At 74.8% G+C, this 14,339-nt stretch carries 13 protein-coding genes; 5 read left to right on the top strand and 8 right to left on the bottom strand.

Annotated features, from left to right (window positions below; genetic code table 11):
- A partial coding sequence (locus tag L7D48_RS16270; protein WP_237880167.1) for a CdaR family transcriptional regulator occupies positions 1-672 on the top strand: 672 nt, incomplete at its 5' end.
- Between the two features lie 4 nt (positions 673-676).
- Here the strand turns inward: L7D48_RS16270 and L7D48_RS16265 are convergent.
- Positions 677-1,669 carry an alpha/beta hydrolase gene (locus L7D48_RS16265; RefSeq protein WP_237880168.1) on the bottom strand — a complete coding sequence of 331 codons (993 nt, stop codon included), beginning with the start codon at positions 1,667-1,669 and terminating at the stop codon, positions 677-679.
- A 395-nt stretch (positions 1,670-2,064) separates the two neighbouring features.
- On the opposite strand from L7D48_RS16265, the gene L7D48_RS16260 reads away from it, so the two are divergent.
- Complete coding sequence (locus L7D48_RS16260; protein WP_237880166.1) at positions 2,065-2,823, top strand: polysaccharide deacetylase family protein; 759 nt, start codon at positions 2,065-2,067, stop codon at positions 2,821-2,823.
- Positions 2,824-2,920: 97 nt separating this feature from the next.
- Positions 2,921-4,282 carry an SGNH/GDSL hydrolase family protein gene (locus tag L7D48_RS16255; protein ID WP_237880165.1) on the top strand — a complete coding sequence of 454 codons (1,362 nt, stop codon included), beginning with the start codon at positions 2,921-2,923 and terminating at the stop codon, positions 4,280-4,282.
- Positions 4,283-4,384: 102 nt separating this feature from the next.
- Here L7D48_RS16255 and L7D48_RS29470 read toward each other — a convergent pair whose 3' ends face one another.
- Complete coding sequence (locus L7D48_RS29470) at positions 4,385-4,648, bottom strand: DUF6011 domain-containing protein (RefSeq protein ID WP_308312291.1); 264 nt, start codon at positions 4,646-4,648, stop codon at positions 4,385-4,387.
- A gap of 155 nt (positions 4,649-4,803) precedes the next feature.
- Positions 4,804-6,213, bottom strand: a complete 1,410-nt coding sequence (gene glnA, locus L7D48_RS16245) for a type I glutamate--ammonia ligase (protein WP_237880163.1) — start codon at positions 6,211-6,213, stop codon at positions 4,804-4,806.
- A gap of 273 nt (positions 6,214-6,486) precedes the next feature.
- On the opposite strand from glnA, the gene L7D48_RS16240 reads away from it, so the two are divergent.
- Positions 6,487-6,954: an RDD family protein gene (locus L7D48_RS16240; protein ID WP_237880162.1), complete on the top strand. Its 468-nt coding sequence runs from the start codon at positions 6,487-6,489 to the stop codon at positions 6,952-6,954.
- A gap of 138 nt (positions 6,955-7,092) precedes the next feature.
- On the opposite strand, the gene L7D48_RS16235 is transcribed toward L7D48_RS16240, so the two are convergent.
- From L7D48_RS16235 to lipB, 3 genes are all read right to left on the bottom strand, one after another.
- On the bottom strand, positions 7,093-7,782 hold the full coding sequence (locus L7D48_RS16235; RefSeq protein WP_237880161.1) for a DUF4191 domain-containing protein: 690 nt from the start codon (positions 7,780-7,782) through the stop codon (positions 7,093-7,095).
- 138 nt (positions 7,783-7,920) lie between these two features.
- Positions 7,921-8,859, bottom strand: a complete 939-nt coding sequence (lipA, locus tag L7D48_RS16230; RefSeq protein WP_237880160.1) for a lipoyl synthase — start codon at positions 8,857-8,859, stop codon at positions 7,921-7,923.
- A gap of 74 nt (positions 8,860-8,933) precedes the next feature.
- Positions 8,934-9,722, bottom strand: coding sequence for a lipoyl(octanoyl) transferase LipB (lipB, locus tag L7D48_RS16225; protein WP_237880159.1), 789 nt, complete (start codon positions 9,720-9,722; stop codon positions 8,934-8,936).
- A gap of 311 nt (positions 9,723-10,033) precedes the next feature.
- Between lipB and L7D48_RS16220 the strand changes: the two genes are divergently transcribed.
- Positions 10,034-11,527, top strand: coding sequence for a regulator (locus L7D48_RS16220; protein WP_237880158.1), 1,494 nt, complete (start codon positions 10,034-10,036; stop codon positions 11,525-11,527).
- A gap of 125 nt (positions 11,528-11,652) precedes the next feature.
- Here L7D48_RS16220 and L7D48_RS16215 read toward each other — a convergent pair whose 3' ends face one another.
- Positions 11,653-13,074, bottom strand: a complete 1,422-nt coding sequence (locus L7D48_RS16215) for an FAD-dependent oxidoreductase (RefSeq protein WP_237880157.1) — start codon at positions 13,072-13,074, stop codon at positions 11,653-11,655.
- 276 nt (positions 13,075-13,350) lie between these two features.
- A complete protein-coding gene (locus tag L7D48_RS16210; protein WP_237880156.1) occupies positions 13,351-14,241 on the bottom strand; it encodes a TIGR01777 family oxidoreductase in 891 nt (296 codons plus the stop codon).
- Positions 14,242-14,339 lie beyond the last annotated feature (98 nt).

Below are 14,339 nucleotides of genomic sequence, written 5' to 3'. Positions count from 1 at the left end.
GTGCTGGTGCAGCGCCGGGGCGGTGCGCCCGGCGGGGACGACGCGCCCGGCGGGGAGGGTGCGTCCGGTGGGCAGGGGGCTCCCGGATCCGACCCGGACGGCACCGGCACCGGCACCGCCTCACCGGCCGCCGAGCTGCGGGCGGCGATGCGCGAACGCGCCCGCGACCGCAGCACGGCACGCGGGCCGGCCCCGGGCACGCGCGTCGGGATCGGATCCGGCGCCGACCCGCTGGACGCCCACGCCTCCTGGGCACAGGCCCGCTCGGCCCTGCGGTTCGCGGTGGCGGGCGCCCCGCGGGAGGCGGTGGCCGACCACGACGAACTCGGCCCCCTCGCACTGCTGGCCGACATCCCGGTGGAGCGGCTGCGCGCCCAGGCGGACGTTCGGCGGCTGGGGCGGCTGGGGGATCCGGCGCACGGCGAGCGCGGCGGACCCGCCGCCGGGCAGGCCCGGCCGGGCGGTGAACTGCTGGCGGCCCTGGCCGCGTTCTGCCGCACCGGCTCGCTGCGGCAGGCCGCCGCAGAACTGCACCTGCACCACAGCTCGGTGGCCGCGCGCCTGGCGCACGTGGAGAAGGAGACGGGCTGGCGACTGCGCGATCCGCAGGACCGCTTCCGCGCCCAGCTCGCGCTGTACGCCCTGCGGCTGGCCGGTAACGGGGACGGCTGAGCGCTCACCCCCTCACCGGCCCGACCGGCTCCACCGGCCCGGAGCCGCCCAGCGCCCCGCGCAGCACCTCGACGGCCTCGGCCGTCGCCCGGCGGATGACGGCGGCGTGCTCCACCGCCCACGCGCCGTGGAAGGTGCCGGGGATCAGGTGCAGTTCGGCGGACACCCCGGCCGCCAGCAGAGCGCGGGCGTAGTCGATGCCCTCGTCCCGCAGCGGGTCGAACTCCATCACCGACACGTACGCGGGCGGCAGGCCCGCCAGCCCTATCACCCCGGCGCGGGCGGGGGCGGCGTACGGGGAGACGTCGGCGGTGCCCCGCACCCCGTGCCCCAGGTACGCGTCCCAGCTGATCGCGGCGTTGCGCCGGTTCCACACGGGCGTGTCGGTGAACCGCCGCGCGCTGGGGGTGGAGAGCCGGTCGTCGAGCGCGGGGGAGCACAGGTGCTGGAAGCAGACGGCCGGACCGCCCCGGTCGCGGGCGAGCAGGGCCAGCCCGGCGGCGAGCCCCGCCCCGGCGCTGTCGCCCCACAGGGCGATCCGCTCGGGCGCGACCCCCAGCTCCCCGGCCCGCTCCACCAGCCCGCGCAGCCCGGCGTAGCAGTCCTCCAGGGGCGCGGGGAAGGGGTGCTCGGGCGCCAGCCGGTAGTCGACCGAGGCCACCAGGGCTCCGAGCCGCCGGCACAGCAGCAGGTTCCAGTCGTGGTCGACCTCCGGCGAGCCCAGCATGAAGCCGCCGCCGTGGATGGCGTACACCGCGGGCAGCGGGCCGCGGACGCCGTGCGGCCGGTACAGCCGCAACCGTACCCCGGGCGCACCGGCCGGCCCGGGGACGCCGATCTCCGCGACGTCCACTCCGGAGGTGTCGGCGGCCGCCACCGCCGCGGCCACCTGCGCGGCCTGCGAGGCCCGGGCCGCGTCGAGGTCGAGCAGCTCCACCTCGGGGATCAGCGGGAGCGCCGCGGCCAGTTCGGGGTCGAACCGGTGGCGCGGGCCCATCTGCGTCCTCCGATCCTCGGCCCGGGGCACGGTGGGGCGTGCGCCGGTGTCGTGATGAGACGTTGTCACGGGCTTCCTCCCAGGTCATCAGACAGGTGTCGGGAGTACGGCCTTCCGGGCCCGACACCCGTGCGTTTTTCCCCCGGTCTCCCCCGCGTTCTTTCGGCCGCCGGGTGGCGGATCGGCCCGGTGAGGATGCCGAAACCCGCCCTGACCAGCGAGAACACCTCCCCGTCACGGAAGGTGGGCCGTCCTTGACGCCTACGCGGGGTCTCCCTATGGTCTCCCCGCTCGACCGGGAATTTTCCGGAAGCCTTCGAATCGCGCCGCACGGGTCCGCCGCCCGGCCGCGGGTGGGATCCGGGGCCGACGGAAGCGCCAGAAAGGGACCAGCCTTGACCACGACCGCCACACCCTCCCCGGGCCCCGCCGCCGAAGCGGCGCGCCCCCGGCGCGCCCGCGGGCTGCGCCGTCTGGCGATGCCCCTGCTGCTCTCCTGCGGCATGTGCCTGGGCGTCCTGGCCGCGGCGGGCCCGGCCCAGGCCCACCGGGCGAACGACACCGTCGTCGAGACCACCCGCCACGGCGGCAGGACCCTCGCCCTCACCTTCGACGACGGCCCCAACCCCGCCGACACCCCGCGCCTGCTGAAGGTGCTGCGCAAGCACCACGTCAAGGCGGTCTTCTGCCTGTGGGGCGACCACGTCGAGGAGCACCCCGAACTGGTCCGCAAGATCGTCGCCGGCGGCCACACGCTGTGCAACCACACCATGCACCACGACGACATGGCCGCCTGGTCCCCCGAGGACATCCGGGCGGACCTGGCGCGGACCAACGCCGCGATCCGCCGCGCCGCTCCGGGCGCACGGATCCCCTACTTCCGCGCTCCGTACGGCAGTTGGGGCCAGACGCCGCAGGTGGCGGCCTCGATGGGGATGCAGCCGCTGGGCTGGCGGCTGGTGATCGGCGACTGGGAGCCGCACAGCGCCGACGAGTTCGCCCGCCGCATCACCGAGGGCGTCACGCCCGGGGCCGTGGTGCTGCTGCACGACGGCGGCGGCGACCGCAGCGCGACCGTCGAGGCCGTGGACCGGGCCATCCCCCGGCTCAGGGCCGAGGGCTGGCGCTTCGACAAGCCCGCCCGCCGCGGCTGAGACCGCCCACGACCGGTCCGGCCGCCCACGACCGGTCCGGCCGCCCACGACCGGCCGGACCGGCCCGACCCGCCTCCGAAGCCACCGGGAGACCCGCATGAGACCGAACAAGGCGCGGTTCGCCTTCCTCCGCAACCGCGCGGGACGGGCGGGCGGTTACGTCGTCGCCCTGCTCACCGGAGCCCTGCTCCTGGGCACGGCGCCCGCCACGCCCGCCGCGCCGGGCGCCTCCCCGGCGCCCGGCAAGCACGCCGGCCGCGCCTGGGTGGGCACCTGGTCCACCACCCCCACGGCCGTCCCCGCCTCGGACACCACCGTGTTCGAGGACCAGACCATCCGCCAGAGTGTCCGCACCAGCATCGGCGGCGACAGGGTGCGCGTCCGGCTGTCGAACGAGTTCGGCGACCGGCCCCTGGTCATCGGCGAGGCCCGTATCGCCCACCGCTCGGGGGGCGGCGACTCCACCGCCGTCGACAAGCGCACCGACCGCGGGCTCACCTTCGGCGGACGCACCTCGGTGACCGTCCCCGCGGGCGCGCCCATGCTCAGCGACCCGGTCTCCCTGCGGGTGCCGGCGGGCTCCGACCTGGTGGTGAGCATCCACCTGCCCGAGCGCACCCCGGGCTCGACGGTCCACGCGTTCGCCTTCCAGCACAACCACGTCGCCTCCGGCAACGTCACCGGACACGCGGACATCACACCGACCGCCACCATCGACCGCTGGTACTTCCTGACCGGCGTGAGCGTGAGCGCCGACCACTCCAGGGGAGCGGGGAGGGCCTCGGCCGTCGTCACCCTCGGCGACTCCATCACCGACGGATCCGACACCGAGGTGAACGCCGACCACCGCTGGCCCGACTTCCTCGCCCGGCGCCTGGCAAAGGCCCGCGGACCCCACCCGCGGGGCGTGCTCAACCAGGGCGTCAGCGGCAACCGCCTGCTGCACGACCCCAACCCCCCGGCCGGCTCCGGCGCCGAGAGCTACGCGGCCTACTTCGGCCAGAGCGCCCTGCGCCGCTTCGACCGCGACGTGGCCGCCCAGCCCGGCGCCGAGCACGTCATCGTCCTGCTGGGCGTCAACGACCTCGGCCACCCGGCCGCCGGTACCGCCCCGCCCTCGGAGAAGGTCACCGCCCGGGACGTCATCAACGGCCACCGCCAGCTCATCGCCCGCGCCCACGAGCGGGGGCTGAAGGTCCACGGCGGCACCATCCTGCCGTTCAAGGGCGACACCTTCGGCTTCCACAGCGCCGAGACCGAGGCCGCCCGCCAGGCCGTCAACCACTGGATCCGCACCAGCGGCGAGTACGACGGGGTGATCGACTTCGACCGGGCCCTGCGCGACCCCGCCGACCCCGAGCGCCTGCTGCCGCGCTACGACAGCGGCGACCACCTCCACCCGAGCGACGCCGGGGCGGAGGCGATGGCGGACGCCGTCCCCCTCCGCCTGCTGCGCTGACCGCGCCCCACGGCGTTCCGCGGGGTTCCGCACCGCGCGGCGCCCGTGCCGGAGGGGAGCACGGGCGCCGCACCGTGTCCGGGGCCCGCGCTCCGGCGCGACTCACAACCCCGGCAGCGCCTCCTGCTCGACCTCCCAGCGGCCGGGCGCCGGGGCCGAGCGCACCGCCAGCTTCTCCCGGCACTCCACGCCCAGGCCCCACAGCCGCGCCTGCCGGTCCCGCAGCGGCCGCCCGCACATCCGGCACGTCACACGCGGTCGGCCGCCCTCCCCGGGCGGCTCCGGGCTGCCGGGAAGCGGTTCGGCTCCGGGGCCGGGTACGGATTCGGGTTCGGGTTCGGGTTCGGGTTCGGGGCCGACGCTCACCCCACCGGTCTACCAGGCCCCGCGCAGGCGCGCGAGAGCGGCTCCCGGGCATGCGGACGGGCCGCGGACCGCACACCGTGTGGTCGTGCGGCCCGCGGCCCGTCGGCCGTCCGAAGCGCCGGGGGAGCGGCGTTCCCCGGCGCCGGCCAGAGGTCTCAGAGGTCGAAGTACATCTCGAACTCGTGCGGGTGCGGGCGGAGCTGGATCGGGGCGATCTCGTTGGTGCGCTTGTAGTCGATCCAGGTCTCGATCAGGTCGGCGGTGAAGACACCGCCGGCCTGCAGGTACTCGTTGTCCGCCTCCAGGGCCTCCAGGACGGCCGGCAGGGAGGTCGGCACCTGCGGGACGTTCGCGTGCTCCTCCGGAGCCAGCTCGTAGAGGTCCTTGTCGATCGGCTCGGCCGGCTCGATCTTGTTCTTGACGCCGTCCAGACCGGCCAGCAGCAGGGCCGAGAAGGCCAGGTACGGGTTGGAGGACGGGTCCGGGGCGCGGAACTCCACGCGCTTGGCCTTGGGGTTGGAGCCGGTGATCGGGATGCGCATCGCGGCGGAGCGGTTGCGCTGCGAGTACACCAGGTTCACCGGGGCCTCGAAGCCGGGCACCAGGCGGTGGTAGGAGTTCACCGTCGGGTTGGTGAAGGCCAGCAGCGACGGGGCGTGCTTGAGGATGCCGCCGATGTAGTAGCGGGCGGTGTCCGACAGGCCCGCGTAGCCCTGCTCGTCGTAGAACAGCGGCTCGCCGCCGGACCACAGCGACTGGTGGACGTGCATGCCCGAGCCGTTGTCGCCGAAGATCGGCTTCGGCATGAAGGTGGCGGTCTTGCCGTTGCGCCAGGCGACGTTCTTGATGATGTACTTGAACAGCATCAGGTCGTCGGCGGCCGCCAGCAGCGTGTTGAACCTGTAGTTGATCTCCGCCTGGCCGGCGGTGCCGACCTCGTGGTGCTGGCGCTCGACCTTCAGGCCCACCCGCTCCAGCTCCAGCGACATCTCGGCGCGCAGGTCGGCGAAGTGGTCCACCGGCGGGGTCGGGAAGTAGCCGCCCTTGTAGCGGACCTTGTAGCCGCGGTTGTCCTCCAGCGCACCGGTGTTCCAGGCGCCGGCCTCGGAGTCGATGTGGTAGAAGGACTCGTTCGCGCTGGTCTGGAAGCGGACGCTGTCGAAGACGTAGAACTCGGCCTCGGGCCCGAAGAAGGCGGTGTCCGCGATGCCGGAGGAGGCGAGGTACGCCTCGGCCTTCTTCGCCACGTTGCGCGGGTCGCGGCTGTACTGCTCGCCGGTGATCGGGTCGTGGATGAAGAAGTTGATGTTGAGCGTCTTGTCGCGGCGGAACGGGTCCAGGCGGGCGGTGGACAGGTCCGGCAGCAGCGCCATGTCGGACTCGTGGATCGCCTGGAAGCCGCGGATCGAGGACCCGTCGAAGGCCTGCATCTCGGACGGGTCGAACGTCGAGGCCGGGATCGTGAAGTGCTGCATGATGCCCGGCAGGTCGCAGAAGCGGACGTCGACGAACTTCACGTCGTTGTCCGCGATGTACTTCTTTGCCTCGTCGGCGTTCTGGAACATCCAAGTCCTCCTAGTCCCGCCGCGAGGGGACGGGGTGGCAGCTCGAGTGGCAGTCCAGTGCGGTGTCCTGCTGTCGCCCGACCTTAGATTTGCGGGATTTCTCAAGCATGACCCATTTGTTTCGGTGATGTTAACCGGACGAGTGTGCGGACGGTCGCTCCCGGTGCCCTCTTGGTGCCGCTCCGGTGCCGTCTCCGGAGCCGCCCTCGCGGCCGTGTACGGCCCCCGCGGCCCGGCCGGGTACCCGGGAAGGCCGCGCGTTACCGTTGACGGGTGGACAACAGGCAAGCAATCGGATCCTGGCTCTCCGGCCCCAGGGCCGCGGCCGAGCGGATGGGCGCGGACTTCGGCTACCGGGGCGAGAGGCTGGGGCTGCCCCAGGACGGTCCGGGGTCGATCGCCCCGCTGGGCCGCCGGTTCGGCGCGATCTTCATCGACTGGGGCCTGTGCATGCTGATCGCATACGGTCTGCTCACGGGCGGCGACCTCGGCTCGGCGGGAAACTGGGCCCTGCTGGTCTTCGCGGTGCTCGGCGTCCTCACCGTCGGCACGGTCGGCTCCACCCCGGGCAAGCGGCTGCTGGGCCTGCGGGTGGTCTCCGCGCGCGGCGGGCGGCTGACACTGCCCCGCGCGGTGGTCCGCACGGCGCTGCTGGTGCTCGCCGTGCCGGCGCTCGTGTGGGACCGCGACTCGCGCGGCCTGCACGACCGGCTCTCCGGCGCCGTGCAGGTGCGGATCTGAGCCCGGAACCGAGCCGGCGCGGCGGAAGCCCGACAGACGCGGAACGGATGTGGCTGGGGCCCGGAACTCCTCGGAGTTCCGGGCCCCAGCCACATCCGTTCCGCGTTCGTTCCGCCCGGTACGCCGGGCACACGCGCCTCAGCGGCGGGTCGGCCCCTTCGGCATCCGCATGCCGCGGGGCATCGGCCCCTTGGGCAGCGGCAGGTTGTTCATCAGGTCGCCCATGGCCCGCAGCCGGTCGTTGGTCTCCGTCACCTGGGGGCCCTGGAGCACCCGGGGGAACTTCAGCAGCTTGGTGCGGAGCTTCTTCAGCTCCGTCTGGCCCTCGCCGGTGCCCACGATCACGTCATGGACCGGGACGCCGCTGACGATGCGCGCCATGCGCTTCTTCTCGGAGGCGATCAGGGAACGCACCCGGTTCGGGTTCCCCTCGCCGACGAGCACGATGCCCGCCTTGCCCACGGCCCGGTGGACGACGTCCTGCTGCCGGTTCATGGCGACGGCCGGGGTGACCGTCCAGCCGCGGCCGATGTTGTCCAGGACGGCGGCCGCCGCGCCCGGCTGGCCCTCCATCTGGCTGAACGCCGCCCGCTCGGCCCGGCGGCCGAAGACGATCGCCATCGCGAGGAAGGCCAGCAGGAAGCCCAGGATGCCCAGGTAGACCGGGTGGCCGACCCAGAAGCCGATCGCGAGGAGAACACCGAAGGTGACGAGCCCCACGCCCGCGAGGACGAAGCCGATCGACTTGTCGACGCGCCGCGTCATCTTGTACGTCAGGGCGATCTGCTTGAGCCGCCCCGGATTCTCGGATGTTTCCTTCCTCGCCATACAGCGAAGTCTACGTCGCCCGCCCGCGCCGGGGCGCCACGGCCTCCGGGACCGCCGCGGCCCTCCCGTCCGCGCCCGGCGGCGGCCCCCGAAGGACCGCCGCCCGGTGCCGTGTCGGCCGCTGACGCGGCACCGGCGTCAGGCCGCGGTGGCGCCCCGGCGCTCGACCGCCTGCCGGTACAGGTGCCCGGCACGGTAGGAGGAGCGGACCAGCGGGCCGGACATGACCCCGGCGAAGCCGATCTCGTCCGCCTCGTCCTTCAGCTCCACGAACTCCTGCGGCTTGACCCAGCGCTCCACCGGGTGGTGCCGCGGCGAGGGGCGCAGGTACTGGGTGATGGTGATCAGCTCGCAGCCGGCCTCGTGCAGGTCGCGCAGGGCCTGGCTGACCTCCTCGCGGGTCTCGCCCATCCCCAGGATCAGGTTGGACTTGGTGACCAGCCCCTCCGCGCGGGCCCGGGTGATCACCTCCAGCGACCGCTCGTAGCGGAAGGCGGGACGGATGCGCTTGAAGATCCGCGGGACCGTCTCGACGTTGTGCGCCAGCACCTCCGGGCGCGAGGAGAAGACCTCGGCGAGCTGCTCGGGCACCGCGTTGAAGTCCGGGATCAGCAGCTCGACGCCGGTGTCCGGCATCAGGGCGTGGATCTGGCGGACGGTCTCGGCGTACAGCCAGGCGCCGCCGTCGGGCAGGTCGTCGCGCGCGACGCCGGTGATGGTGGCGTAGCGCAGCTCCATCTGCTGGACGGACTCGGCCACCCGGCGCGGCTCGTCGCGGTCGAACTCGGCGGGCTTGCCGGTGTCGATCTGGCAGAAGTCGCAGCGCCGGGTGCACTGCTCGCCTCCGATGAGGAAGGTGGCCTCGCGGTCCTCCCAGCACTCGAAGATGTTGGGACAGCCGGCCTCCTGGCACACCGTGTGCAGGCCCTCGCGCTTGACCAGGGACTGCAGTGCGTTGTACTCGGGGCCCATCTTCGCCCGGGTCTTGATCCACTCGGGCTTGCGCTCGATGGGGGTCTGGCTGTTCCGGACCTCCAGGCGCAGCAGCTTCCTACCGTCGGGTGCGACAGCGGACACGTCCGGCACTCCCCTTTGTGTTGGTGGCCTTTGAATCTTCGGCGCACACCAGGGTACGCCTTGGCTTGTTCGGGTCAGACGGCGCGGGGCAGTGGTTCCGTGGACTCCAGTACCGCGCGCAGATGCTTCTCCACCACGGGCAGCACCTCGGCGACGGTCACCGGTCTGCCCAGCTCCTGAGTGAGCGAGGTGACCCCGGCGTCCCGGATGCCGCACGGCACGATGCGGTCGTACCCGGTGTTGTCCGAGTCGCAGTTCAGCGCGAAGCCGTGCATGGTCACGCCCTTGGCCACCCGGATCCCGATGGCGGCGAGCTTGCGGTCGTCGCCGCGCTGGCCGGCGTTGGAGGGCGCGTACTCGGGCCCGCGCAGCCTCGGGTCGTACTCGTCGTCGTGGAGACCGGGATCGAAGTCCAGCTCCAGGCCGCCCGGCGCGGTCTCCCCGGCCCGCTTCCCGGCCTCGCCCAGCACCCACACCCCGCTGCGCCCCTCGACCCGGGTGGTGGCCAGGCCGAACTCCGCGCAGGTGCGGATCAGCGCCTCCTCCAGCCGCCGCACATGGGCGACGACGTCCACCGGGCGGGGCAGCTTCAGGATCGGGTAGCCGACGAGCTGGCCCGGGCCGTGCCAGGTGATCTTGCCGCCGCGGTCCACGTCCACCACGGGGGTGCCGTCCAGGGGGCGCTCGCTGTCCTCGGTGCGCCGGCCGGCCGTGTACACCGGCTGGTGTTCCAGCAGCAGGCAGGTGTCGGGGATCTCGTCGGCGAAGCGGGCCGAGTGGACCTCGCGCTGCCTGCGCCACGCCTCCAGATACTCCACGGCGTCCTCGCCGAAGCCCAGATGGACAAAGCGCAGCTCGCTCACGGCGGCTCCTCCTCCGGTCGTCTCGGGCCGCGGCACACCTCGTCGCACGTCCCGGCAGCCAACTGTACGGCTCCGGGGCCGGGCGGCGGCGGGCCGGTGGCGGCCGGCGGCCCGCCGGTGACGGACCGGTGAAGGGGACGTGACGCGGAGTCGCCGAACGGTTCCGCCCCCCGCGCCCACTCACACGTATGGATGAAAGCCGCGCTCAGACCCCCGGAGGGGCGGAGGGGGAGGCTACATTCGCGCCGTTCCAGCAGGGCGCCCCGGCGTCTGTCGTACCCCAAGCCGTGAGGCAGGAGACCGCAAAGCCGATGTCGACGGAACGACCTGGGAAATCCTCCCAGCGCACCCCCAACCGCCAGCTCGCCGCGCTCATCGCCGAGGCCGGGTTCTCCAACGCCGGGCTCGCCCGGCGGGTCGACCAGCTCGGGCTGGAGCACGGACTGGACCTCCGGTACGACAAGACCTCGGTGACGCGCTGGCTGCGCGGACAGCAGCCGCGCGGCACGACGCCGGCGCTGATCGCCGAGGTCTTCACCCGCCGCCTGGGCCGCAGGCTCACCGCCCAGGACCTGGGCCTGGACGCGTGCGCGCCGGTCTACGCCGGGCTGGAGTTCGCGGCCACACCGGGCGAGGCGGTGGACATCGTCGGCGGCCTGTGGCGCAAGGACACCGGGAACCACGCCGAGCTGCGCAAGATCGCCTTCACCCCGGCCGGGCTGGTGGTGCCCAGCCGGGACTGGCTGATCGGCCGCCCCGACGAGCGCGTGGCGCGCGGCGAGCCCGCGCCGGAGGCCGCGCGGGTGCCCGCCCAGGGCCGCGGGCCCCTGTCGCCGGCGGCCGTACCGCCGCCCCGGGTGGGGCAGGCGGCCCGGATCGAACGGGTGGAGCGCGGCCCGGGGCAGCGGGTCACCGCCGGGGACGTCGCCGCCCTGCGCTCGGTCGGCGAGCTGTTCCGCGCCCTCGACCACGCCTACGGCGGCGGCCACGCCCGGCAGGCGCTGGTGCGCTACCTGGAGCACGAGGCCGAGCCGATGCTGCGCGGCTCCTACGGGGAGCAGACCGGGCGCCGGCTGTTCGCCGCGGTGGCCGACCTGACCCGCCTGGCGGGGTGGACGGCGTACGACATCGCCGCGCACGGGCTGGCGCAGCGCTACTTCGTCCAGGCGCTGCGGCTGGCCCAGGCCGCCGGGGACCGGGCGTACGGCAGCTATGTGCTGGTGACGATGAGCAGGCAGGCGGTGTACCTCGGGCACGGCCGCGAGGCGGTGCAGCTCGCGAGGGTCGCCCAGCAGGGCGTCGGCTCCTCGGTGCCGCCGGTCGTCCAGGCGCTGCTGCACGCGGTGGAGGCGCGCGGGCACGGGGTGCTGGGGGAGGTGCGGGCGTGCACGGCGTCGCTGGCCCGCGCCGAACGGGCGCTGGAGCAGGCGCGGCCGGGCGACGAGGTGCCGCACTGGGCGCGGTTCTTCGACGAGGCGCAGCTCGCCGACGAGTTCGGGCACTGCCACCGGGACCTCCAGCAGTACCGGGCGGCGGCCCAGCACGCCGAGCGCTCCCTGCAGCTGCGGGGTCCGGGCTATGTGCGCAGCCGGCTGTTCTGCCGGATGGTGCTGGCCACGGCCCGGCTGGGGCTGGGCGACGTGGAGCAGGCGTGCGCCCTGGCCGCGGAGTCGGCGCAGCAGGCGGCGGAGATGCGGTCGGTGCGGGCGCACGAGTACGTCAAGGACTTCGAGCGCCGCCTGGAGCCGTACCGGGACGCCACACCGGTGCGCACCTACCGCGAGCGGGTCGCCGCCCTCGTCTGACCCCTCCGGTCCATGTCCGGGGCCCTGTGCCCCTCACCGGCCGACCGTGCCGCCGCGCCGCCACGCGGCGGCACGGTCATGTCCGGCCCCGGGACCCCGCCGCCCTCTGCCGCCCCGAAGCCCCCTCAGGCCGCGGCGGGCAGGAGCGGGCCCAGCTCACGCGGCCGGATGCCGAAGTCGCGGCGGACGGCGTCCGCGGCGCGGCGGGCCGAGCGCAGCGCGCCCTGGGCGTCGGCGGTGTCGCGGTGGTCGCCGCAGACGTACAGGCCGTACAGCACCCGGACCGGGCGCCGCGGATCGTGCGGCGCGGGAGTGGCGGGCACGGCCAGCGGGTCGTGGTGCACGGTCAGCAGCTCCCAGCGGCCGGTCGGGACGCCGTACAGCCCGGCGAGCTGGGCGCGCGCGGCCCGGTCCAGCACGGCGGCCGGCTCGGACGCGGCGGAGCCCAGCACCACGGAGGTGACCAGCGCGCGGCCCGGCCGGGTGCGCGAGGGGTCCACGGCGCTGGCGACGGCGGTGTACGCCACCGGGCCGCGCCGGTCGGCGTCGAGGACGAGCAGCGGCTCGTCCGTCGGCGCCGGGCCGTCCACCGCGTGGTGCAGCACGGTCACCGGACGGAAGTCCGGCACCCGCAGGCCCGGCAGCAGTTCGGCCGCGTCGCGGGCCCCGGTGGCGATGAGCACCGCGCGGCAGCGGATCGTGCCGTGGTCGCGCGTGACCACGGCGTTGGCGGCCACGGACAGCACGCGCACCCCGGTGCGGACGGTGCCCGGCGGCAGCCCGTCCGCCAGGGCCCGGGGCACGGAGGCCGCACCGCCCGCGGGCAGGCACAGCCCGCCGCGGGCGAAGTCGCGCAGCGCCAGGTCGCCGATCCGGCTGGAGGTCGTCAGCTCCGGGTCGCACAGCAGCGCGCCGAGCAGGGGGCGCAGCAGGCCGTCGGCCGCCCGGGGCGGCAGGGCGCGGGCGGCCAGGGCCTGGGCGGCGGACAGCTCGGGGCGGGCGGTCAGGCGCTCGGCGGGGGTCGAGGCGAACCGGGCGAGCTGTGCGCGCAGCCGGGCCTGGTCCAGGGTGGTGCCCAGTGTGGTGCCGAGGGCGCCGCCCGGGGGGCGCCGGGCGGCGGTCAGGGCGCTCACCGCGGCGCGTGCGCCCCGCGGGCCGCGGGGCTGCCGGGGGATGTGGGCGGTGCGGGAGCCGCGGGCCGCCCTGGTGGCACGGGGCGCGCCGACGCGCAGCGCGCGGTCGCCGCTGCGGATCAGCACCCCGGAGGCGAAGGGGCGCAGGTCGAGCCCGGCCAGACCGGGGCAGCGGCGCAGTTCGGACCAGCCGGACGACAGCGGCCGGCCGCCGCGGTCCAGCCGGTAGCCGTCGACCTCCTCGGTGGCCATCCGGCCTCCGACGGCGCCGGTGGCCTCCAGCACGGTGACGTGCAGCCCGGCGCCGGTCAGATGGTGCGCGGCGGCCAGGCCGGCCAGGCCCGCGCCGACGACGACGACGTCGGTGGTCTCCCGGTCTCGGCCGGGGCTGGGACGGAGTGCGCTGCCGGGCATGGGCCCTCCCCTGGTCGACGCTGCGGCGCGAACGGACGTCCGGGTGGTTCCTGCCCTCCGAAGACGCGTTCGACGCGCGCTTTCAAGCCGACCCTAGGGAAGCGGGCGATCACGGACAGTCGCGCACGCACCGGGCACGGTCGCACACCGGTCGCGCACGGGTGTACGGCGGTCGCACGCCGCCCGGGTCCGGCTCGGGCCGCACTCGCCCGCCGCCGATCGCCGCCCGCCGCCCGTACGACCCGGTGGAAGCGTCCCGTGGACGCAGGCGCGAGGTCAGCGCAGCGCCGCCCGGACGGCGTCCTCGATGCCGGGGAAGGCGAAGACGAAGCCGGACTCCAGCAGCCGCCGGGGCAGCACCCGCTGGCTGCCGAGCACATCCGTGGAGAACTCGCCCAGCACCGCGCGCAGCGCGAACGCGGGCACCGGCAGCACCGCCGGACGGTGCAGCACCCGGCCCATCGCGGCGGCCACCTCCCGCTGGGTGACCGGCTCGGGCGCGGTCAGGTTCACCGGGCCGGACAGCTCCCCGGTGTCCAGCAGATGCCGCAGCGCGGCGATGTGGTCGTGCAGCGAGATGTGGCTCCAGTACTGCCGGCCGCTGCCCAGCGGACCGCCCAGTCCGGCCCTGAAGACCGGGAACAGCCGCCCCCACGCCCCTCCGGTGCGGGAGACCACCAGACCGGTACGGGCGTACACGGTGCGGACCCCCGCCTCCTCGGCCGGCGCGGCGGCCTCCTCCCACTCCTGGCAGACGTCGGCGAGGAAGCCGTGACCGGGCGGCGCGTCCTCGTCCACGGCGCGGTCGCCGGTGTCGCCGTAGTAGCCGATGGCACTGCCGACCACCAGGGTGCGCGGCGGGGCGTCGAGCGAGGCCACGGCCTCGGCGACGGCGGCCGTCCCCAGGACCCGGCTGTCGCGGATCTCCCGCTTGTACGCCTCGGTCCAGCGGTGGTCGCCGACGCCCGCGCCGGCCAGATGCACCACCGCATCGCAGCCCACCAGCCCGGCCGCGTCCACGTACTGCCTGCTGGGATCCCACTCCACCTCCTCACCCGTCCGGGCCGGACGCCGCACCAGGCGCAGCACCTCGTGCCCGTCGGCGCGCAGGGAGTCCACAAGAGCCCGGCCGATGAGGCCGGAGGAGCCGGTGACCGCGATACGCATGGGGCAATCCTGATGGACAGCCGGTCCGATGGCGAGGCACAGTGACCGGCATGTCCACGTCCCCGGCCTCCCCGGCCTCCCCGGCCTCTCCGCCGTCC

Origin of the sequence: Streptomyces sp. ICN903, from assembly GCF_022015835.1 — a bacterium.
Classification (GTDB): Bacteria; Actinomycetota; Actinomycetes; order Streptomycetales; family Streptomycetaceae; genus Streptomyces; species Streptomyces fenghuangensis.
Note: the sequence above shows the minus strand (reverse complement) of the source record. Positions and strands in the feature narration are given on the sequence as shown.